19 protein-coding genes and 1 pseudogene are annotated in these 21,406 nt (G+C 59.9%); 7 read left to right on the forward strand and 13 right to left on the reverse strand.

What is annotated here, in order from left to right:
- Positions 1-630: hypothetical protein (locus tag AC6FTP_RS18315; RefSeq protein ID WP_497208357.1), on the reverse strand; the 630-nt coding region annotated here is incomplete at its 3' end.
- 73 nt (positions 631-703) lie between these two features.
- Positions 704-1,096, reverse strand: coding sequence for a ComEA family DNA-binding protein (locus AC6FTP_RS18320; RefSeq protein ID WP_497208358.1), 393 nt, complete (start codon positions 1,094-1,096; stop codon positions 704-706).
- Positions 1,097-1,231: 135 nt separating this feature from the next.
- Between AC6FTP_RS18320 and AC6FTP_RS18325 the strand changes: the two genes are divergently transcribed.
- The 7 genes from AC6FTP_RS18325 (at position 1,232) to AC6FTP_RS18355 (ending at position 11,763) form a co-directional block, all read left to right on the forward strand.
- Complete coding sequence (locus AC6FTP_RS18325) at positions 1,232-2,056, forward strand: alpha/beta hydrolase family protein (protein WP_497208359.1); 825 nt, start codon at positions 1,232-1,234, stop codon at positions 2,054-2,056.
- Positions 2,057-2,261: 205 nt separating this feature from the next.
- Positions 2,262-3,641, forward strand: a complete 1,380-nt coding sequence (locus AC6FTP_RS18330; RefSeq protein ID WP_322278959.1) for a DUF1501 domain-containing protein — start codon at positions 2,262-2,264, stop codon at positions 3,639-3,641.
- A 156-nt stretch (positions 3,642-3,797) separates the two neighbouring features.
- A complete protein-coding gene (locus AC6FTP_RS18335) occupies positions 3,798-4,988 on the forward strand; it encodes an FIST signal transduction protein (RefSeq protein ID WP_497208360.1) in 1,191 nt (396 codons plus the stop codon).
- Positions 4,989-5,005: 17 nt separating this feature from the next.
- On the forward strand, positions 5,006-7,225 hold the full coding sequence (locus AC6FTP_RS18340) for a PAS domain-containing hybrid sensor histidine kinase/response regulator family protein (protein WP_497208361.1): 2,220 nt from the start codon (positions 5,006-5,008) through the stop codon (positions 7,223-7,225).
- An 84-nt stretch (positions 7,226-7,309) separates the two neighbouring features.
- A complete protein-coding gene (locus AC6FTP_RS18345; protein ID WP_497208362.1) occupies positions 7,310-9,511 on the forward strand; it encodes a DUF1549 domain-containing protein in 2,202 nt (733 codons plus the stop codon).
- A 34-nt stretch (positions 9,512-9,545) separates the two neighbouring features.
- Positions 9,546-10,862, forward strand: coding sequence for a c-type cytochrome domain-containing protein (locus AC6FTP_RS18350; RefSeq protein ID WP_497208363.1), 1,317 nt, complete (start codon positions 9,546-9,548; stop codon positions 10,860-10,862).
- Between the two features lie 13 nt (positions 10,863-10,875).
- On the forward strand, positions 10,876-11,763 hold the full coding sequence (locus tag AC6FTP_RS18355) for a YncE family protein (RefSeq protein ID WP_497208364.1): 888 nt from the start codon (positions 10,876-10,878) through the stop codon (positions 11,761-11,763).
- Here AC6FTP_RS18355 and folP read toward each other — a convergent pair whose 3' ends face one another.
- The 11 genes and pseudogenes from folP to AC6FTP_RS18410 all read right to left on the reverse strand — a co-directional run.
- Positions 11,764-12,600: a dihydropteroate synthase gene (gene folP, locus AC6FTP_RS18360; protein WP_497208365.1), complete on the reverse strand. Its 837-nt coding sequence runs from the start codon at positions 12,598-12,600 to the stop codon at positions 11,764-11,766.
- Between the two features lie 111 nt (positions 12,601-12,711).
- Positions 12,712-13,062, reverse strand: a complete 351-nt coding sequence (locus AC6FTP_RS18365; protein ID WP_497208374.1) for an ArsR/SmtB family transcription factor — start codon at positions 13,060-13,062, stop codon at positions 12,712-12,714.
- Positions 13,063-13,797: 735 nt separating this feature from the next.
- On the reverse strand, positions 13,798-14,361 hold the full coding sequence (locus AC6FTP_RS18370) for a transposase (RefSeq protein WP_497208366.1): 564 nt from the start codon (positions 14,359-14,361) through the stop codon (positions 13,798-13,800).
- A 491-nt stretch (positions 14,362-14,852) separates the two neighbouring features.
- Complete coding sequence (locus tag AC6FTP_RS18375; RefSeq protein ID WP_497208367.1) at positions 14,853-15,233, reverse strand: hypothetical protein; 381 nt, start codon at positions 15,231-15,233, stop codon at positions 14,853-14,855.
- Positions 15,234-15,288: 55 nt separating this feature from the next.
- A complete protein-coding gene (locus AC6FTP_RS18380; RefSeq protein WP_497208368.1) occupies positions 15,289-15,486 on the reverse strand; it encodes a pilus assembly protein HicB in 198 nt (65 codons plus the stop codon).
- 10 nt (positions 15,487-15,496) lie between these two features.
- The gene (locus AC6FTP_RS18385; RefSeq protein WP_497208369.1) at positions 15,497-15,889 is read right to left on the reverse strand and encodes a hypothetical protein; all 393 of its coding nucleotides are present in this window, start codon (positions 15,887-15,889) and stop codon (positions 15,497-15,499) included.
- A gap of 7 nt (positions 15,890-15,896) precedes the next feature.
- Positions 15,897-17,273 (reverse strand): dihydrolipoyl dehydrogenase, encoded by a 1,377-nt coding sequence (lpdA, locus tag AC6FTP_RS18390; RefSeq protein ID WP_497208370.1) that lies wholly within the window; start codon positions 17,271-17,273, stop codon positions 15,897-15,899.
- Positions 17,274-17,358: 85 nt separating this feature from the next.
- The gene (locus AC6FTP_RS18395) at positions 17,359-18,537 is read right to left on the reverse strand and encodes a glycosyltransferase family 4 protein (RefSeq protein WP_497208371.1); all 1,179 of its coding nucleotides are present in this window, start codon (positions 18,535-18,537) and stop codon (positions 17,359-17,361) included.
- Between the two features lie 18 nt (positions 18,538-18,555).
- Positions 18,556-20,016, reverse strand: coding sequence for an APC family permease (locus tag AC6FTP_RS18400; protein WP_497208372.1), 1,461 nt, complete (start codon positions 20,014-20,016; stop codon positions 18,556-18,558).
- Positions 20,017-20,059: 43 nt separating this feature from the next.
- On the reverse strand, positions 20,060-21,052 hold the full coding sequence (locus AC6FTP_RS18405) for a metallophosphoesterase (RefSeq protein ID WP_497208373.1): 993 nt from the start codon (positions 21,050-21,052) through the stop codon (positions 20,060-20,062).
- A 20-nt stretch (positions 21,053-21,072) separates the two neighbouring features.
- Positions 21,073-21,406: pseudogene (locus tag AC6FTP_RS18410) on the reverse strand (D-TA family PLP-dependent enzyme); the annotation flags it as partial.

Genomic DNA, 21,406 nt, shown 5'->3' on the forward strand with positions numbered 1-21,406 from the left:
CTGATCGGCGGCATTGGTGAGCTGATCGTAGTCGCCGAGCAGAGCCTGCGTGACACCACCGATCAGCACCTGCACGCGGCGATCATCATCAATAAGCGTCACCCGATCTCCCAACGTGCTCAGCGAGGCATGCATGACCTGCTCAATGAGATCACGCGGCACGGCTTCTGAAAACTCCACCTCATCCAGCCTGCTGATGAAAGCCGCCAGCACCTGTCGTGAACCTTGATTTTTGCCCAGCTTGTCCGGATGCAAAGTGAAGTAATCCACAGCGATCTCCGCCACAGTGCCGAGCAACCTCTGCAAAGCGGGGCGCGATCCCGTGCCCGCCTTCACCTGACTGATCGGGCCGAGCTGCTTCAGCATCTCGCGCACGTTTTGCGTCGCCCCAGATTCGATCTGCATGATGGTCTGATAGGCCTTCACCTGGTCGGCTTCATTCGCGGGTGCCAGCTCGGGATGCTTGTCGAAGTAATGACTCGCCGCCGACTCCAACTCATCTCCAACAAGCAATCCCGCAGGAGTGACCAGGGGCTTTTCACTCGTCTTGTCGATAGCGATCTGGCGGACCTTGGTCGCCAGCTTGAGACCTGCCTGAATGGCGAAGATGACGGTGCTCGGATTGATCATGTAAATGCCTTTCGTGGAATGGTTGCCGGAGCTTCCGTAGTGAGCCCGTTTGCTGCTGCGGTGACAAGTTTAATCAATCCGACTTTGATCCTTCAGCGCTCACTCGGATATACGGGAGCAGGCTTTCCAATGTCTTCGGCCCCATGCCCGGAACTCGCAGCAGATCATTTACTGAGTCAAACGGGCGCACGTCCATGATGCGCTTCGCCTTCACGGGGCCGATGTTGGGAAGAGTCTCCAGCTCAGTCAGAGTCGCCTTGTTCAAATCGATCCGATGGTCGGTTGTTGCCACCATCTGAACAGGAGGCGATGTCACGTGCGGAAGGTCTGTTATCATGATCAGACTGATCGCCAGAAATCCGAGCGTGACGACAAGGGTTCCATGCCATGACCAATGAAATTTGGCCCCTTCCGAGAATGGGCCATCGTCCGCCTCGAGACCTGATTTCTGCTCTCGGTCATTCATGACGCGATGCGGAGCACGAAACCTGGACTCTTGCCAGTGTGAAAACGGACTTTTGTCCATGTGTCCGGGCCTCTTTTTGAGCACTTCATTTTCGGCATCGACACACGCCACGGAATCCGCTTCGATAGTTGTCCCATGCGCCTCAGCCTGTTCCTCCTTTTTGCCAGCCTTCCCATCTTTGCAGCCGCCCAGCCAGAATCAGGCGGCAAAATCAAGGAAGGCCAGCGCAGCCCCATCACCTTCAAGGAGGGCACGCCGATGGCAGGAGCCGATCAGTTGAAGATGCGCCTTCGCTCGGCGGAGACACCTGCGGCGCTGGATCTGAGCCGGGAACGCTATGAAGTGATCGTGCCGAGATCCTACAAAAAGGAGGTGCCACACGGTCTCTTCATCTGGATCAGCCCGAACGACAAGTGCGCCCTGCCAGCCGACTGGGAAAAGGTCTTGGCAGATCGAAAACTCATCTTCATCGGGGCACAAGGCGCAGGGAACAGCCGGGAGGTCTTTGGCCGCATGCAGCTCGCCATCACAGCAAATGACCAGATGCGGCAGCTCTACACGATCGATCCAGCGCGAGTGTATGTCAGCGGTCACTCGGGTGGTTCGCGCGTGGCTTCCATGCTCGCCGTCGCCTATGCAGACATGTTCAGTGGGGCGGTCTGCTTCATGGGCGCGAACTTCTTTTTCCCAACCCAGGGCAAGGACGGCACCACTTACGAAGCACGCTACATCCCGCATCCCGAGATCGCTACCCATGCGCAGAACGAGTCACGAATCGTTCTCGTCACAGGGGACAAAGATTTCAATCGAGACAACACGACCGCCATCTATGAGCAGGGCTTCAAGGCGAATGAATTCAAGTATGTGAAGCTCTTTGATATTCCAGGCCAGGGACATGGAGCGCCTGCTAAGGAGTGGCTCGAGAAGTCGCTCGATTTCATGGACGATGGCAAGAAGTAACCCCTGCGTCGTGTTCGGGAGCTGCACTTGCCAGATGGCTGGATATTCCAGACTCGAATAAATCCGCCCTCATTCACGACGTTCGGAAGCCACATTCCCAAAAGCCGGATCGTCCATTCATAAGCCCGGCAATGCCGCGTATATTGTGGCGTACTCTCTACGCGGCATTTCGTTTCGCTCGTCAGCCAACAACCTCTTTAACCTTATGTTCAAGTTCACCGACAAAGGCTCTGTCACCACCTGCGATGGTGTGACTCGTCGCGACTTCCTCTCTGCTGGGACTCTCAGCGCTATTGGCCTCACGATGCCCGGCTTCGCCAAATTGAAGGCGGAAGGCAAGGTGGACCCCAAAAAGAGCAACAAGGCCTGCATCATGATCTTCAACCTCGGTGCGCCGAGTCAGCAAGACCTCTGGGACATGAAGCCGGATGCGCCGAGCGAGATTCGAGGACCCTTCAAGCCGATCCGCACGAAGAGCAACGCCTTCGAGATCTCCGAGATCCTGCCACTGCATGCGAAAATCGCGGACAAGTTCAGTCTCGTGCGCTCCTGCTACCACACCGCCGCCGCCGTGCACGACACCGGGCACCAGATGATGCAAACGGGCCGTCTTTTCACCGGTGGCGTGAATACCCCGCACGTCGGCAGCGCGTTGGAATTCCTCCAAGGTCGCCGCAGCGATCTTCCCGCGCACATCATCCTGCCGGAGACGATGGGGCCCACTGGCGGCAACATGCCGCACGGCCAGGACGCGGGCTTCCTCGGCAAGGCGTATGATCCCTTCGTGCTGAACGCGAATCCGTCCGAAAAGGACTTCAAGGTGCCTGATCTGCTCCCGCCGAAGGAAATCAGCGAGGTGCGAATGGAGCGCCGCCGCGAAATGCGCGAGCTGGTGGACAGCAGCGTGCGGAATTTCGAATACAGCGAGCAGGCGAAGCTCATGGACTCCAATTTCGAGTCCGCCTACCGCATCATGACCAGCACGCAGGCTCGCGAGGCCTTCGACCTTACCAAAGAGCCGCTCAAAGTGCGCGAGCGCTACGGTTTGAACCGCTTCGGTCAGAGCTGCCTGCTCGCCCGCCGACTCGTTGAGCGTGGCGTGCGTTTTGTCACCGTGAACACCTTCATCACCGTGTTTGGCGAGATCACCTGGGACATCCACGGCTCCAAGCCCTTCACCAGCATCGAAGGCATGCGCGACATCGTCGCGCCGATGTATGACCAAGGCTACAGCGCACTCATCGAGGATCTTTTCCAGCGCGGCATGCTCGACGACACCATGGTCACCTGCCTCGCCGAATTTGGCCGCACGCCGAAGATCAATCCCGCCGGCGGTCGTGACCACTGGCCGAACTGCTGGACCGTGAACTTCGCCGGCGGCGGTGTCAAAGGCGGCGAAGTCATCGGCAAATCCGACGACATCGGCGGCTACCCCACCGAGCGCCCCGTCGCCCCCAAAGAAATCGTCGCCACCATCTACCAAGCCCTCGGCGTCGATCTCCACACCGAGCTGCCGGGGCCGCAAGGAAGGCCGTATCCCGTCGTCGATTTCGGCACCCAGGCGATCAAGGAGCTGTTTGCGTGATTTGACCCGGCTTTGGGGGACGAGAGGCGCAGTTAATTTTGGGTTAACCCAACTAAGTGGGGGTTTACGAGGCTACGGAGATTTAGGTTAACCCAATGGTGAGCGTGTCGTCACGCCTCGCCATCCTGCCTATCCAACCCTCAAATCTTTCTGTCGATGCTCGAATTCTTTTCCGCCAGCACGCGCATGGTCAACTCAAGGCATGCCATTCAGGAATGCCTCGAAGCCGCACTCGGAACCGACAAAAAATGCGACCTCGTCATGTTCCATGCCTCGATCGGGCATGATTACCAAGCTCTTGCGGATGAAGTGATGCAGCAGATTCCCGGTGTGCGGGTGGTGGGAGCTTCGTGCTGCGGGATCGTAGGCAGTGAAGGCGTGAGCGAATCAATGAAGGATGTGGCGCTGATGGCGGTGCGCGGCCCCGAGCTGGCCGTCGCCCATGTAGACGGCATCTACGGCCACAATGCGTTCGAAAAGGCGGCGGAGCTGGCGCGGCAGCTCAAGGCTCAGCAGCCCGGCATCACGATGATTCATCTCCTGGCGTCGGGGATCGACATCGCCAATGACAGGGCCATCGCGGGTATCGAGTCCGTCTTTGGACCCGAAGTGACGATCTTCGGCGCGACCTCATCAGACAACATGCGCGGTGTGATCAGCTACCAGATCGTCGATGATCAGGTTATGGAGCATGGTGCGTGGGCGGTGGGATTTGCCGATCCATCGTTGGAGGTGGACACCCAAGCCACGCACGGCTTTCTCGCTGTCGGCGAGCCGATGGTGGTCACGCGGGCCGAGGGAACGCGCATCGTCGAATTGAATGGCCGCCCGGCGTGGCACGAGTACACCAGCCGCCTAGGACTCGATCCCGAAAAAGCGACTTGTGGCGACTCGATCCCTGTGGGAGCCCTGGCCGAAGAACTTCCCGCCGCGCTGGCAGAGGAGTATGGCAACCCGCACCTCCTGCGTGTGGTGACGAAGCGGGATGCCGATGGCGCCATGCACTACGCCACGACGATTCGCGAAGGAACGCGGCTCTGGCTCACCGTGCGTGATGAGGAGCGCATCTTCGCCGACATGGACCGCATGATGGCGGCGATGGTGGCGCGGGCGGGCGGGCGCAGGCCGGTGGCCGTTTTCCACGCGGACTGCCTCGCGCGAGGCCGTTACCTGTTCAACCGCGTGATGAAGGAGGAACTGGTGGGGCGGATGCAGTTCCCGCTGAGCAGTGACAGTGTCGTGCCCCCATGGCTGGGCATGTATGGCTTTGGCGAGTTCGCACGGCTTGGCGGCGCCAACACCTACCACAACTACACCACGGCCGTCTACGCCATCTACCGCCGCTGAGCGGACCTCATCCAACGATGACTGACAAAGAAGAAACGCCCGCCTTTGAGGTGCTGAAGCATCGCTATGACGAGCTCCAGCGCCGCGTGACGCGTTTCTCGGTGGTCGAGCAGGAGCTCATTGACACAAGAAACCGGCTCGACTGCGAGCTCGGGCGTTACGGCCGTATCCACGCCTTCAGCACCCGGGCGCTTCAGGCAGCATCGGATGAAGCCTTCGCCATCATGGTAGCAGACGCGCTCCTTGATGTGTTCGAGCTCGAAGTGGGCTTGTTCTGGCTCTTTGATGCGCAGGGACTTCTGCTGCCGCAGCCTGCCGCCTCATCGGGTTTCCGCGCCGGCTATGAGTCCTTTGCGAGCATTCGTTCCTGGCTCTCCTCGCGTATCACGGTCCAGCAGGACAAGGCTTGCTTCTTTGCTGCTGGGAGCGTCGAGTTTCAGCAGGCGGGCCTCGATTTCTCCCACATGCTCGCCGGGTGTTGCAGGCATCCCGACGGGAAACCGCTGGCACTGCTGATCACCGGCATCAGCGCGGCGGCTGCAGAGTTTCATGAGGCGTTGAGCGAGAATGAAGCGCAGTCATTCCGTGTCTTCACTGCACAGGTCGCCGCCTTGTATGCGAATCGTGCCAGCGCCGCGATCATCCAGAAGCAAATGATCGACCTGCATGAGTCTGAGGAACGGCTCACCCTAGCCATCAAAGGCAGTGAAATCGGTTTCTGGGATTGGTTTCTGGATGAAGGTGCCATTGTTCTCTCCCACGAGTGGAAGGCTATGTTGGGTTATCGCGATGAGGAGATCGTCGACAATCCAGATGCCTGGCAGTCTCGAATTCACCCTGAAGATATCGACCGCAGCTTGCAGCTCGTGGAAGATCATATCACAGGCATGACGGAGACTTACGAGAATCTGCATCGCCTCCGTCATAAGGATGGTTATTACGTTTGGATCATGGCCCGCGGTCGTGCTCTCCGGGACGAAAAGGGCCGAGCCCGGCGTTTTGTCGGCACGCATCTCGACATCTCTCGGCAAAAGGCCCTTGAAGAACGTCTGCGCGAGGCAGAAGAGCTCCAACGTCAGGCACGTGAGCAGGCAGAATCCGCCAGCCAAGCCAAAAGCATCTTCGTGGCCAGCATGAGCCATGAGATCCGCACGCCGATGAATGGTGTGATCGGCATGCTGCAGTTGCTTCGGGATACATCGCTCGCTCCGGCCCAGTCCTCCCTCGTTACGATTGCTGAGCAATCCGCCACGGCACTGCTCGACATCATCGGAGACATTCTAGACATCTCCAAGGTCGAGGCGGGCAAGGTGGAGATCAAACATGAGCCCTTTGATCTCCTAGCGCTTTTGAAAAACGTCATCCAGCTCATGCGCCATCGCGCCGAGGCCAAGGACATCTTGCTCGAATGCCATATGAAGGAGCAACGAGAATGCCTGGTTCTCGGCGATGAAGGACGGCTCCGCCAGGTGCTGATCAACCTCATCGGCAATGCCATCAAGTTCACCGACCGTGGCAGCGTGCGGCTTGCGGTCGAAGAGGGCCGCGGCACCATCAACCGGCATTCGTTTACCTTCCGCATCAAGGATACGGGTGTCGGGATTTCGCCACAGGCCTTGGAGCATTTGTTTGAACCGTTCAATCAAGGCGACACCCATCAAAACGTTTGCATGCACGCTGGCACCGGCCTGGGTCTGGCCATCTCGCTTTCACTTGTCCGGCTGATGGGCGGTGACATCTCGGTGACCAGTGAGAAAGGTGTCGGTTCTGAATTCCGCTTCACATTGGCACTGCCCCTTGCGAGCCCCAGCACATCAGCGCCTTTATTGGAGAACAACCTGCCCGCTGCCATTCCCGAACGGCTCACGGGACGAATTCTGGTCGTGGATGACAGTCAGACGAGCCGCATGGTGGCAAAGCTCATGATGGAGCCGACTGGATTAAAAGTGGATCTCGCCTGCGATGGCGAGGAGGCCGTCAGCAAGGTCAAAAAGGGGCGCTACGACGCCATCCTCATGGATTGCCAGATGCCTGGCATGGACGGTTACGAGGCCACACGGCAAATTCGAAAGCTGCAGGGCAAGCGCGGCCGAGTTCCCGTTATTGCGCTCACAGCCAACGTCGAAACCGGGTTCATCGGCGAGTGCTATGCTGCTGGCATGAGCGATCACCTCAGCAAACCTGTCCAGAAGCCATCGCTTCTCGCCAAGATCGCGCACTACCTCCGCCAAACCTAGATCGCAAACGGGGCGGGATAGCCTCAAAACACGGCAGCATCGTCCATTTAGAATCGAAGCTGGCAGGCGTATTGTTTGCCAATCATGCCACGCGTCCTGTTAAGTCTCATCGCCTCCTTTCTGACGGCAACTTTAGCCTTCTCCGCCGAAGCCCCGTCCTTCCGCAATACCATCCAGCCGATCCTCACCCGCTACGGCTGCGCGATGGGAGCCTGCCATGGTGCTGCTGCCGGACACGGCGGCTTTCGTCTCTCACTTCGTGGCTTCGATGACGAGGGCGACTGGCTTTCGATCACGCGGAGCGCGAATGGTCGCCGTCTCACGCTCGAAGATCCGGCTCGCAGTCTCTTTCTCCTCAAAGCGGTCAAAGCGGTGCCTCACAAGGGGGACAAGCGCTTCGAAGTGAATTCGCCGGAATACAAAGCCATCGCCGATTGGATCGCGGCGGGAGCGTCGGGGCCGAAGGCGGATGATCCGCGCATCGTGTCGCTGAGTGTGGCGCAGCCGCATCTCGTCACGCAGGCCGGCAAGAGCCTGCAACTTAAAGTGATCGCGAAATTCAGCGACGGGCATAGCGAGGACGTTACGCGCTGGTGCAAATACAACGCCACCAATGCCAGCGTGGCCACCGTGGATGATGCGGGCCTCATCAAGACCACGGGCAGCGGTGAGGCAACGGTCAGTGCCTGGTACCTTAGCCTGCTGAGCGTGACCACCATCACCGTGCCGCAGCCGAACAAGCTCGAGCCTGCCGCCTTTGCCTTGCTCAAGCCGCGAAACTTCATCGACGAGCATGTTTTGACGAAACTGCGCGAGCTGAACATCCCGCCGTCAGATCGGGCGAGCGATGCCGAATTCATCCGACGTGCCTTTCTCGACACCATCGGCGTTTTGCCCACGACCGATGAAGCTCGCGCATTCCTCACCGACAAAGCAGCCGACAAACGTGACCGCCTCATTGACGCTCTTTTGAAACGCCCCGAGTTCGTCGATTACTGGTCGCACCGCTGGAGCGATCTGCTGCTCGTCAATGGCGACAAATTGATGCCTGAGGCCATGTGGGCCTACTACAACTGGATTCGCCGCCACGTCGCCGCGAACACGCCGTGGGACGCTATGGTGCGTGATCTGCTCACTGCTAGCGGCAGCACGCTGGAGCATGGCGGCGGCAATTTCTTCGTCCTCAACGACGAGCCCACCAAATGCGCCGAAACCGTCAGCGTGGCCTTCATGGGCACCTCCATCGCCTGTGCGAAGTGCCACAACCACCCGATGGAAAAATGGACGCACGATCAGTACTATGCCTTCGCGAACCTCTTCGCCCGCATCCGGTCCAAAAACGGCACACAGACCAATGAGCGCGTGCTTTTCAGCGACACGCAGGGCGAGATCATCACGCCACTCACCGGCAAACCGCAGCCACCGCGCCCGCTCGATGCCTTGCAGCCCGTCTCGATGACCTCCACCGAGGATCGCCGCATCACGCTCGCGAACTGGCTCACCAGCGCCGACAACAAACTCTTCCAACGTGCCATTGTGAACCGCGTGTGGGCAAACTTTTTCGGCAGCGGACTCGTCGAAGCCGTCGATGACCTCCGCGTCACCAATCCCGCCAGCAACGAGCCGCTCTTCGCCGCCGCGTGCGAGCATCTCGTGAAGCAGAAATTCGATCTGAAGGCCCTCATGCGCACCATTTTGCAAAGCGAGACCTACCAGCGCAGCAGCATCACCCTTCCTGAAAACATCACCGACCTCCGCTACGGCTCCCACTACGTCCCGCGCCGTCTGAAGGCCGAGGTGCTGCTCGACACCGTGTCGCAGGTCACCGCCGCGCCCACCACCTTCAAAATTGATCGCCGCAACGCCAACCGCGGCACCGCCGACGCCTACCCCATGGGCTTCCGCGCCCTGCAATTGCCCGACAGCAACATCGCCAGCTACTTCCTCAAAAGCTTCGGCCGCGCCGACCGCGTCGCCACCTGCGAATGCGAGCGCACCAACGAACCCAGCATGGCCCAGGCCCTCCACATCGCGAATGGCGAGACACTGAACCTCAAACTCTCGCAAAAGGATAACCGCCTCGACGCTTTGCTCGCCAGCAAGCAACCCGACGCCAAGATCATCGAAGAAGCCTACCTTGTGACGCTCACACGCGAACCCACTGAGCGCGAAATCACGAAAGCCACCCAACTCCTCGCCACCGCCAAACCCGAAGACCGCCGCACCACTCTCGAAGACATCTTCTGGAGCCTGATGGGATCGAAGGAGTTTTTGTTTAATCACTAAACCACGAGCACGCAGCCCTCACCTCATCCTTCCCATGCGTCTCATCACTCCCATTCTTCTCGCATTGTTCACGGTGGCCACCCAAGCCCAAACCGTGGACTACACGAAGCAGATCGCCCCGCTGTGGGACACCTACTGCATCGACTGCCACAGCGCGGACGACGCGGATGGGGAGTTCGCGTTGGACACCTTTGCGGCGCTCATGAAGGGCGGCGAGGAGGGCGCGGCGATCGTGGCGGGGAAGGCGGACGAGTCGCTGTTGGTGAAGTTTCTCGAAGGCCGCTCGGGTCGCGGTGGGAAGAATGAATTCATGCCGCCGGGCAAGCGCGAGAAGCTCAAGCCAGAGGAGATCGCGCTGATCAAAGCGTGGATCGATGCGGGTGCGAAAGGTCCGATCATCGCGGAAGGCAAACCGATGCCGAAAGAGGTCATCACGCCGAAAATCGTGCCCACGGTGCCGCCGAAGCGGTCGATTCAGGCGGTGGCGTTTTCGCCGAAGGTGCAGTTGATCGCAGTGGGACGTTATGGCGAGGTGGAACTGCTCAATCCGGCCACGAAGGAGATCGTGCGGAAGCTTTCGGGCTTCACAGGGAAGGTGAACGCGGTCGCCTTCTCGCCCGACGGTGAAACGGTGTATGCCGCCGGTGGCGAGGCCGGCATCGTGGGCATAGTGCGGAGCTGGAAAACGAGCGATGGCAGCTCTTTGCGCTCGTTTGAAGGTCACACGGATGCGGCTTATGCGCTCGCGGTTTCGCCGGATGGCAAATGGATCGCCACGGGAGCCTACGATCAAAAAATCCGTCTCTGGGACACTGCCTCGGGCAAGGAAGTCGCGCTGCTCAGAGGCCACAACGGCGCGGTGAACGGCCTCTCGTTCCGTCCCGATGGCAAGGTGCTCGCTAGCGCCAGCGCGGACCGCACGGTGAAGCTTTGGGCCATCCCGACCGGCTTGCGTCTCGACACGCTCTCGCAGCCGACAAAGGAGCAAACCAGCGTCGTCTTCAGCGCCGATGGCAAGCAGCTCTTCGCTGCCGGTTCCGACAATCGCATCCGCCTTTGGAACATCAGCGCCAATGCCAAGGAAGGCACGAACAAGATCCTCACCAGCCGCTTCGCGCATGAAGGCGGCATCCTGCGGCTCGCGTTGTCCCTCGATGGCAAACTGCTCGCCTCCACCTCGACCGACAAATCGCTCAAGCTCTGGAACACCGCCGATCTCACCGAAAAGCTCCTCCTCGAAAAACAACCCGACTGGTCCTCCGCGCTCGCCTTCACCGACAAAACGCAGCTCGTCGCCGGTCGCATCGACGGCACTCTGAATCTTTATGAGTCCGCCAACCCTCCCCGTTAAACTTCACCCACGCATGAAACTCGCCCTCGTCCTCTCCGCCCTCACTTTGCTCGGCACCAGCCTTTTCGCCGCCCGCCCCATCCTCTGCTGTGACTACGGCGGGAACAAAGTGACCATCCTCTCCGCCACCGGCGAGATCGAATGGCAGGTGGAGGCGAAGCACCCGCAGGATTGCTGGCGTCTGCCGAATGGAAACATCCTCTTCGCCTATCACGGCGGAGCCAAAGAAGTCACTCGCGACCAAAAAGTCGTCTGGGAATACATCGCTTCCGACAAAGTCGAATGCCACGCCTGCCAGCCCCTGCCTGACGGCAATGTCCTCGTCGTCGAGTGCGGCACCAGCCGCATCATCGAGGTCGATCGCTCGGGCAAGATCGCCAAAGAGATCAAGCTCGTCACTGCCGCCAGCGTGAAGCTGCACAACCAATTCCGCGGCACCCGCAAGACCCCCGACGGTCACTACCTCGTCTGTTTCAAAGGCGAGAGCAAAATCGTCGAGTTCGATGGCGACGGCAAAGTCCTGCGTGAAGTCCCCGTCGCTGGCGATCCCCATGGTGTCGTGCAGCTCGCCAACAAAAACCTCCTCATCACTTGTGGAGACGGGCACAAGGTCGTCGAAGTCGATCCCAGCGGCAAAACCGTCTGGGAACTCAACGAGAATGACCTCCCCGGCAACACCCTCCGCCTCATGGCTGGCTGCCATCGCCTGCCGAACGGGAACACGATCTTTGCCAACTACCTCGGCCATGGCCACCTCGGCGAGCAGCCCCAGTTCTTCGAGCTCACTCCCGACAAGAAAGTCGTCTGGGCTTTCGAAGACAAAGGCCGCTTCAAGACCATCAATCAGATCATGGCACTCGATGATCTAGGCGATGTGACCAAGGGCGAAGTCCGCCGCTGATCACCTCACCGCCCACAGCACCTTCACCGCCTGCGCCGCCGCTTTGACGTTGTGGACGCGGTAGATCTGGGCACCGCGCCGCATCCCGGCACTGATGCAGGCCAGCGTCCCCGCATCGCGGTCATTCGCCTGCGGCAGATCCAGCACCTGACCGATCACCGTCTTCCGCGAAACCGGCAGCAGCACTGGCCTGCCCCACTTTTGCAGCCGCTCCGCGTGGCGATAAATCTCCAGATTGTCCTCCCGCTGCTTCGCGAAGTCGATCCCCGGATCGAGCACGATCTGCTCCGGCTTCAGCCCCGCTTGGAGTGCGACATCCATCTTCTCATCAAAGAACCTCTCCAGCGTCTCCCAGATGTCCGCATACCCCACATGCGTGTGCGGCACTTTAGGTTGGCCGATGCTGTGCATGATCAGCAGACTCGCCCCATGCTCCGCGCACAGTCGCGCGTTCGTCGCATCCGGCAGCGCGCTGATGTCATTGATCAAATCCCCCCCATGGGGCAGCACCGCCGCGATCACCTCACTCCGCCAGGTATTGATCGAGAGCAGCGGTGAGGCGAAGCGTGCCGCCACCTCCGGCCATTTTGCCAGGAAGGGCAGCAGCCGCGCCACCTCCTCCTCCACCGTGATCGGTCCGCGATTCGTCCGCGCACTCTCCGCCCCGATGTCGATGATGTCCGCCCCGTCCCGCAGCATCTGCGCCGCCTGAGCCAGCGCCTTGTCAGCATCCAGCGTCCCGTCACCGCAGAAAGAGTCATCATTGATGTTCACGATCCCCATCACCAGCGGGCGACGGGGAAACTCGATGCGGTGATGTCTTGCCTGCCAGATCATGGAGAAAGGAAATGGAACGCCCCCTGAGGAGCACAGAGCCTCCCTGCGCCACAATCGCGAACGCGCAAGAACTTCCCTGCATCGCAGCGCCGCAGACGCATCACTCTCACATCACGCCCGCACCGCCAAAGGCGCTTCTGCCACTACCGGCGGTGCTCGCAGATCCAGCCGCACCGTACCGTAGTCCAGCAGCCCCGGCTCCGGCTGATTCACCGCCGGGATGGCAAAGAACAGCAGCCGCCGGTCCTCCCCAGGAGTCGCCCGCACCACACCCGCCGTCCGCATCACCCGCAGGTGCTTGCTCACCCCGTCGAAGTCGCGCTTCAGCATCGTCGCCAGTTGAGACGCGCACAGCGGCCCGTGCTGCACCATCAGCTTCAGCATCTCCGACCTCAGCGGGTTCCCTAGCGCCGCAAAAACCTCGGCGCATTGGACGGCGGGGAGATCGCCTGCACCGCTGATGACGTGCTAGGCGTCGAAGTTCCCGTCGCAGACCCAGCCGATGGTGTCGAAGTGCTCATGCCCGACATTTCACCTCAAACGCTCGGTCCAAACAAGCCTAAGTCGGACCCATTTGGCGGATGACCGCCCATTTTGACCTCAATGATGACCCAAAAGGGCGGATAATCGACATCAGACATGCCGATGTCGGAGAAACTTGGCGGAAATTCGACTGAAAATCAGTCGATGCCGAACAAGTTTGGCGGAAGAATAAGCCGCTGGTTGCATTCATTGACCTCCCTTAAAGCATTGTAAATCAACAAGCAGAGCAGCCATCACCTCTGAGCAAAGCCCCAAGAACGCGGAGTTCCAACTCCGCAGCAAGTCGCCAGCACGCAGCGTCTGCCCCACAACTGCCACCCGCCTTCAACCCGAAGCCCCACCCTGCGAACGCTCCTCCCAAGACACCTCCACCCACCCCGAGCGTCCCACCCGCTGCGGACTCGGAGGTCCGCGCTCCACCGTCTGCGGCGTGCTTCGTCACCCAACCTCAGCGGCATGACAGACCCAAAGGAGCGCGGAGTTCCAACTCCGCAGCAGGTCGCCAGCACCCCAAGTCGGCTCATCACCCTCACGCTTCTTCAACCCGAAGCCCCGACCTGCGAACGACCCTTCCCATGACACCTCCCCCCACTCCGAGCGATCCACCGCCGCCGAATCGGTGTTCCGCGCTCCGTCACCTCGCTTCTCGCATTTTCACTCTTCAGCGGCCAGATACGTCCACGGCCACGCCTTCCAATCCTTCACAAATCCTGCCTTCACCGGATTGCTCCAAAGATAGCGCAGCGTCCGCTCTTCATGCTCGGCATTGCGCATGTAGGTATCCCAGTAATCCTCCTGCCAGAAGGTTCCTTTTCGCCCCAGGATCTCGTTGGCCCGATTCGCGGTGAAGCGTTTCCAGCTTTGCACCACCTTCGCCATCGGTTCGGTGGTCACATGAAACAGCACATGCACATGATTCGGCATGATCGTGAAGGCTCGTAGAGCATAGCGCTGCCCGTCGAAATGCCGCAAAGCGCCTGCCACGGCGGAAGCCACGTGCTCGTCCTTCAGTTCACAGCTTCCATGCCCGAGATCCAGCCAAGCTTCGAGCTGGGTGCGTCGCTCACGATCATCCTCGATTTTGAAAAGCATCTCCCACTCCTGCCTCAGCTCCGCCGGAAAGCTGTCGGCTAGGCGAAAGGTCACAAACTGCGTCAGTCCCGGCTCATCGCGATGCGGCAGATAGCCACGTTCGCTCCAGCCATGAAACCCTTCCATCTGCTCCTCTCGAGTCGGATTTTGCGACACAAGCCGCTGATTCTTCACCGTCTCTCTTAACCTAGGACGCAGAGGCGGACCTGTTCTCGGGGATGACTTCGACTCATCATTCATCTTCCGATTCTCCCACCATCCGCGACGGCCAATCAAGCCCAAAGGAGCTCGGAGTTCCAACTCCGCAGCAGGTCGCCAGCATCCCAGATTCGGCTTTTCACCCTCACGAGCCTTCAACCCGAAGACCCAACCTGCGAAGGACCCGCCAATAACACCTCCACCCACACCGTGCGTCCCACCCGCTGCGGACTCGGAGGTCCGCGCTCCATCGCCTGCGGCGCGTTTCGTCACCCCAAAGTCTCTTGGTCTGCGAAGCCTGACTGAACTCCGTTGGAGTTCGGCGAGAGGACGACGGGGTTCATCTGAGTTCCCAGGGTTGGCGCTCCGCGCAACCCTGGGCTGAATGACGCTAGGCCTTTGGCATTGAGAGACGATCCCTATTTGATGGATACCCGCGAACCCACCAACGTCGCACGCTCATTCAAGGTGTTGTAAATGCGCTTGGCCTTCGTCGGGCCGTTGAACATGGTGCCTTCATGACGAAGCTCGAAACCAAAGGCGGATAAACGCGGAACTGCTACGGCTGTAGCTGTGTAGGTTTGAGTGTCTGTGAGCGATCGATCATACCCTGAGGCGACGAGCTTGCTGCCAGGGAGCATCCGATCATTGACGATGTTTGAGCGTATCACCGAATCCACCAGAACGGCAGCTTGGTCCTCTGTCATTTGGTAAGCATAGCCTTCCTGGATGGTGGAGTGGGTGCCTGAACAGGAGCAGAGCCACAGACTGACCAGAGATAAGAGAGGGAGAGACTTCATGTTTTGAAATAGTTGAGATCACCTCTGTGCACGTCCGACATGGGTAGTGCAATTTCTATCCTGAGAACCTGACTAAACCCTGCTGCCGATGGGCAACTTCATCACGGATGATGCCGCATAGCTCGGCATAGACCTGCTCATCATTGTCTCCATGGCAGACGCCGCCGAAGTAGAGATCGGGGCAATAGCCGACGTAGATCTGGTCTTCATCGGACCAGCGGACGAAGTGGTGATATTGGTCGGCGGCTTTCATGCTACACGGCTTAGCGGAATCCTACCTCCTTGGACCGAAATGGCAATGTGGCCACTGAGACGAGTAAACCGCAGGCAACCCCAGTTGGGAAAATCACGATGGCATGATTCCAGAGAACTAACCAAGGCCATAAATAGTAGGGGTAGATGAAGAGAGCCGCTCCAATAAACGGACTGGCAAGTCCGAGAACTGGCAGAACGAACCAATCATAGTTTCGCCCTTTCCTATAAAGCCAAATCCAAGTCAGAATTGAAACACTAACCCTCTGGATCGTCCACCCAGGCTCGTAAGGCAGGATTCCCATATCTCCGGTGCCATTATGCCAGCCGATAAGCCAAAAGCCGACAAAGCACATCCCGGCGGCGATCACCGCCACAATCAAATGCTCGGTGATCGCCTTCATGAGTCACTCACACATGAATCGGATGCCCCTTCGCCACTTCGGTGGCTTCCTTGACCATCTCGGACAGGGTCGGATGGGCGTGGATGGTGGCTTCGATTTCATCCCAGGTGGCTTCGAGGTTCATGGCGAGGCCGATCTCGGCGATCATCTCGGTGCTTTCGGCACCGATCATGTGGGCACCGATGATTTCGCCGTGAGGCTCGCCGTAGATGATTTTGACGAAGCCTTCGGGCTCACCGGCTGCCAGAGCTTTGCCGCTGGCCTGGTAGGGGAATTTGCCGATCTTGTATTTGAGGCCCTTCTCCTTCGCGGCACGCTCGGTGAGGCCGATGCTGGCGACCTGCGGATGGCAGTAGGTACAGCCGGGGAAGACGCCGACTTTCTGGGGCTTGTGCTTGGTGAACATGCCCTCGACAGCTTGGACGGCCTCGTAGCTGGCGACGTGGGCGAGCCAGGGTGGCCCGATGATGTCGCCGGCGCCGTAGATGCCTTTGACGCTGGTTTCGTAGCGGTCGTTGGTGTCCAGCCAGCCGCGGTCGCTGAGCTTCAGCTCGATGCCGCCGGGCAGCACGGGTGAGACGCCGATGGCGACGAGAGCCACGTCGGCCTCGATGGTTTCATTGGCAGCGCCTTCGACGGTGATCTTGACGCTCTTGCCGTCTTCGGAGGTGCTGGTGATCTTGGTGTTCGTGAGGATGCGAATGCCGGCCTTGGTGAGGCTCTTTTCAAGCAACTGGCTGACCTCGGTGTCTTCGACCGGGAGGATATTCGGCTGCATCTCGACGACGGTCACTTTGGTGCCGTAGGCGTTGAAGAAGTAGGCGAACTCAATGCCGATAGCTCCTGCGCCGATGACGACGATGCTCTTCGGCTGCGTGGTGTTGGTCATGGCTTCTTTGCTGCCGATGACGGTGGTGCCGTTGAAGGGGAAACCGGGCATCGGGCGGCTCTTCGCACCGGTGGCGATGAGGATGTTTGCGGCATCGTGGGTGGCTTTGCTGCCATCTGCGGCGGTGACTTCCACCTTGCCTGCGGCCGGGATGCTGGCGGTGCCTTTGAGGTAATCGACCTTGTTCTTTTTGAAGAGGAACTCGATGCCCTTGTTCAGCTTGTCTGACACGCCACGGCTGCGGCCGATGACCTTGGACCAGTCATACTCGATGCTGCCGATCTTGAGCCCGAACTCCTCGGCGCGATGCGTGAGGGTGTGATACAGCTCGGCGTTTTTCAGCAGGGCCTTCGTCGGAATGCAACCCCAGTTCAGGCAGGTGCCACCGGCGCGGTCGTTTTCGACGCAGGCCACTTTTTTGCCGAGTTGAGCGCCGCGGATGGCTGCGACATAGCCCGCAGGGCCGCCGCCGATGACGATGAGATCGTAGTTCATGGGTGTTTTGGGGGAAAAATTGAGGCCGGAGAGAAGCGCAGGGGGTGGGCCAGTTCAACCGGGGATTGGCTGGAAGACGCTTCCATCACGCCGAGACGGCCCGCGCATACGTCTTCAGCAGCTCCTGGACGCTCTTTTCCCAGCTCAGCTCGGTGCTGAGGCGGTGGTGGCCGAGGCGGCCCATCTGCTCGCGGCGGGCAGGATCGTCCAGGAGGTCCAAAATGGCATCGCCGAGCTTTTCGGCGCTGTTTTCCATGACGTAATGGGCTGCCTCACCAGCGGAGAAGCGGCCCTCGCGGGTGCCAAACATGACCTGCGCCTTGCTGAAGGCCATGTACTCCAGCGTCTTGTTCATGGTGCAGTGGTCGTTGTAGTCGTTGATCGGGTCGCAGGCGACGCCGAGGTCCATGGTTTGCAGGCCGGTAAAGAGGAACTCATTGGTCACACGCCCCGGCATGTCGATGAAGTCCGCCAGACCCAGCGAATCACGCAGCCGCAGCAGCTCTGCATGCTCCGGGCCGCTGCCCATGAGCAGGAACTGCACGTCCTGCCTGCCACGCGTCTGCACGATGTGCCGCGCAGCCTCGATGAGGTAGTTCACGCCGTCCGCATTCCCCATGACGCCGATGTAGCCGACGAGGTGCTTTTTCCCCCTCTTCAAAGCCGGGTCGGCAGGCGTGGCGGTGTTCAGCTTGTTCGGCGCGGTGCGGACGATGAAGACCTCGTCGTCACTCTTCTTCCCACGCTCCTTCACAGCAGCGAGCACGCTCTGGTTCGTGGCCATCACCGCATCCGCGAGTGCCAGCGTGCAGCGTTCCGCGACTCGCACCGCCCAGTAAAGCGGGCCGCGTTTGCCGAACTTCGCCTCGAACATCTCCGGCCAGAGGTCATGCACGTCGTAGATCACCTTCACGCCTGCCAGCAGCTTGAAAGGCAGCGCCACGAGGAAGAGCAGATCCGGCGGATTGCAGAGGTGGATGACATCGAACCCAGTGCGCCGCCAAGCCTTCAAAGCACAGCACAGCTCCCCCCAAAGCGCCGTGGCATACTCCAGGATAAAGCCGCGAATCCCGCGTGCTTCATCGCTGATCCAGTGGCGATAAATCTGGATGCCATCCAGCACCTCCTCCGCCTGCGTGTAGCCGCGCATTTGCGGGCAGATGACGGTCACCTCATGCCCCGCATCGCGCAAAGCACAGGCTTCCTGCCAGACTCGGCGGTCCAGTGGCACGGGCAGGTTTTCGACGACGATGAGGACGCGCATTCAGTGAGAACACCAAGCTCAGTCTTCGATCTTTGCCACTACGTTCTTCGGTTTTAGGGCCTTGTAGAGTGCCATGCTGATCAAAACGATTGCTCCTGCTATAAGCGGGGCGGTGAGTGGCTCGAATAACTTATCATAGACATTAGTGGTGAAGGCCGCACGGAAGTTGAACTCACCATTGTATATCAACGAGAGCACGCTTTTCGAGCTATCGAAGGCCAGTTGCAATCTGACTACGATGAGCGAGGCGCACACCAGGGCTCCGAGCATTGGCACGATGATAGGAGGCTCAAAACCACCGCGCGGCTCACCAGGGCGGCGTTTGAGCACGACGAGGGAGATGTTCACCGTGGTGAAGACGGTGAGCAGCAGCAGCACCGTGGATTCGGCGAGCGCCTTCACACCGCCACTGAGGATGAGAATGGAGACGATGCCAAAGAGCACGAAGACGGCGATGTGCGGGCTTTTGCGGACGGGATGCACTCGGCCCAGGATGGAGGGCAGCAGACCCTGGTGGCTCATGCCGTAAAGCAGGCGTGAACCCATGAGGTAATTCAGCAGTGCGGTGTTGCCGATGGCGAAGATGGTGATGCCTGCATACACGGGCTTGATGCCGTGAAACCAGGGAGCTGCGCGACGGGCCACCTCCATGAGCGGCGCTTCACTCTTTGCCAACTCCTGCCAAGGGATGACGGACACCGCCGTCACGGCGACTGCCATGTAGATCCCCGTGGCTAGGATCATCGCGCCGATCAAGCCGAAGGGAACATTCTTGGCTGGATCTTTGACCTCCTCGCTCACATTCAAAATGTCCTCAAAGCCGATGAACGAATAGAAGGTGAGCACGGCCCCCTGCATGATGAGCGCCATCGTGATGCCAGAGCCAGCGCCTCCGGCCACCGTGTCGCCGGGAGACTCGAGGTAGTTCACACCGCCCCAGTATTTCACACCAACAGCGATGATGAAAAGCAGCCCGCTGGCCTCGATAACAGTGCAGAGGATGTTCAGCCACATGCTCTCGCGGATGCCGCGGTAGATCACGCCGCCGACGAGAAAAACGACCCCTATGCTGCCGAGCTTGATGGTAGCGTCGTTCAGGTCCCACGCGAAAAGCTCCCTCAACTGCCCAATGATCGCCTGCGAGCCCGTGGCCATGCTGGTGAGGCCACTCATCATCACGGCGATGCCGATGACGTAACTCAACAACGGATTGCCGAGGCCGCGCTGGGTCACATAAGCAGCACCGCCAGCACGGGCATAACGCCCACCGACACAGGCATAGGAAAGGCCGGTCAGCATCGCGCCGATCATCGCCATCAAGAAGGCCAGCCACATCGCATTGCCAAGGCCGGCAGCCGCTTTGCCGATCAAGGCATAGATGCCGGCTCCGAGCATGGAGCCGAGACCGTAAAACATGATCTGCCAGCCTCCAATGGTCTGAGCTAGGGTGGGGCGTTGGGTCTCTTGGGGTGAACTCATCACCGCCTAGCTAGCGGAAAGCGGGCCGGGTGGGAAGGGCAAATCAGCCGATCTCCACTTTGCCATCCAACCGCTTGGTGAAGCGATGCAGCAACTTGCCATCCACGCCGTGGTGGGCAAAGATGAGCGCGTCCGCTTTCACCGTGATGTGGGTGAAGCCGTGGACATCGAGCCCGTAAGGCATTTTGCGTTCCGGGTGCTCCAGTTTGCGTGTCTTCGCACCGCCACCGCCGGAGAGGATGTGGGAGGTGAATTTGCCCTCCACTTCCAGATGCTGGAGGTCGTGATCATGGCCGCAGAGGTAGGCGTGGATCTTGTGCTCCTGCAAAAGCGGTTCCCATTCTGTGACGAGCGCCTTGGTGTCGCCATGATCGCCATTCGAGTAGATCGGATGATGGGCCACCACGAGGGTGAATGGCGCGCGCGGCTTGGCGAGTTCGGCCTTTAGCCAAGCCATCTGTTCTTTCGCCTCCTCAGCAGTCAGCGATGCACGTGACTTGCCAGTCTTCTTGTCCTTGGCTCCGCTGACAGCGGGCAGGTTACTGTCGAGGAAGATCACCGTCAGCACTTCGCCGAAATCCTGGCGATACCACTTCGCGGGCATCTTCCAGCGCACGCCGGGTTTCTTCGAGTAAGCGAGCTGGACGTCCTGGCCGCCGGCGTTGTCATGGTAGTCATGATTGCCGAGCACGGCATACTGTGGACCCGCGAAAGAACTGGTGGGATACATCTCCTCGATGTCCGTCTGCCAGCGAGGTGAATCGACCGTGAGGCCATCCTTGGTCTTGCCGTAGAAGTTGTCTCCCAGCAGCAGCATGGCCTCGGACTTCAGGCTGTTTTTGGCAACGAAGTCCTGCATGGCTTTCGAGACCGCCTTTTGATCCGCCGCCCCGGTGCCGAAGTCGCCGATGGCCAGGAAGTGCAGCCCATCTTTGGCGATCTCTGCCTGCACGCGGCGGGTTTGGAGATTCAGCGCCATGACGGCGCTGGAGCAAAAGAGAGTCTTGAGGGCGCGGCGGCGGGACAGGTTTTTCATGGGGCGCTGGGGAACGTGCATCAGATCGTGATCTTGCGATTGCGTGCGGTGATGGGCCAGACCTCGGTGGCACGACCACCCTCGATGACCACCGCCTCGCCATGCATCGAGACCGTGGGGCAGACATGGCGCGGGATGCCGTGCAGTGCCTGGCCGATGAGGAACTCATGGGCACGCTCGGTCTCCAGCACGAGATGCTCCTCGCTCTGCATGATTGGTGCGGCGTCGGGCAGCTCCTCGAAGCGCACGCGTGGATGCGGATTCTCCGGGGCCACGGACTTGTGCCCGAGATCAAGCGTGAGACGATTCGTGCCCGGCTTGCTGATCACACGTGCCAGCAGCACGGCGGCGGGG

It is taken from the genome of Prosthecobacter sp. (genome assembly GCF_044378005.1).
Lineage (GTDB): Bacteria > Verrucomicrobiota > Verrucomicrobiia > Verrucomicrobiales > Verrucomicrobiaceae > Prosthecobacter.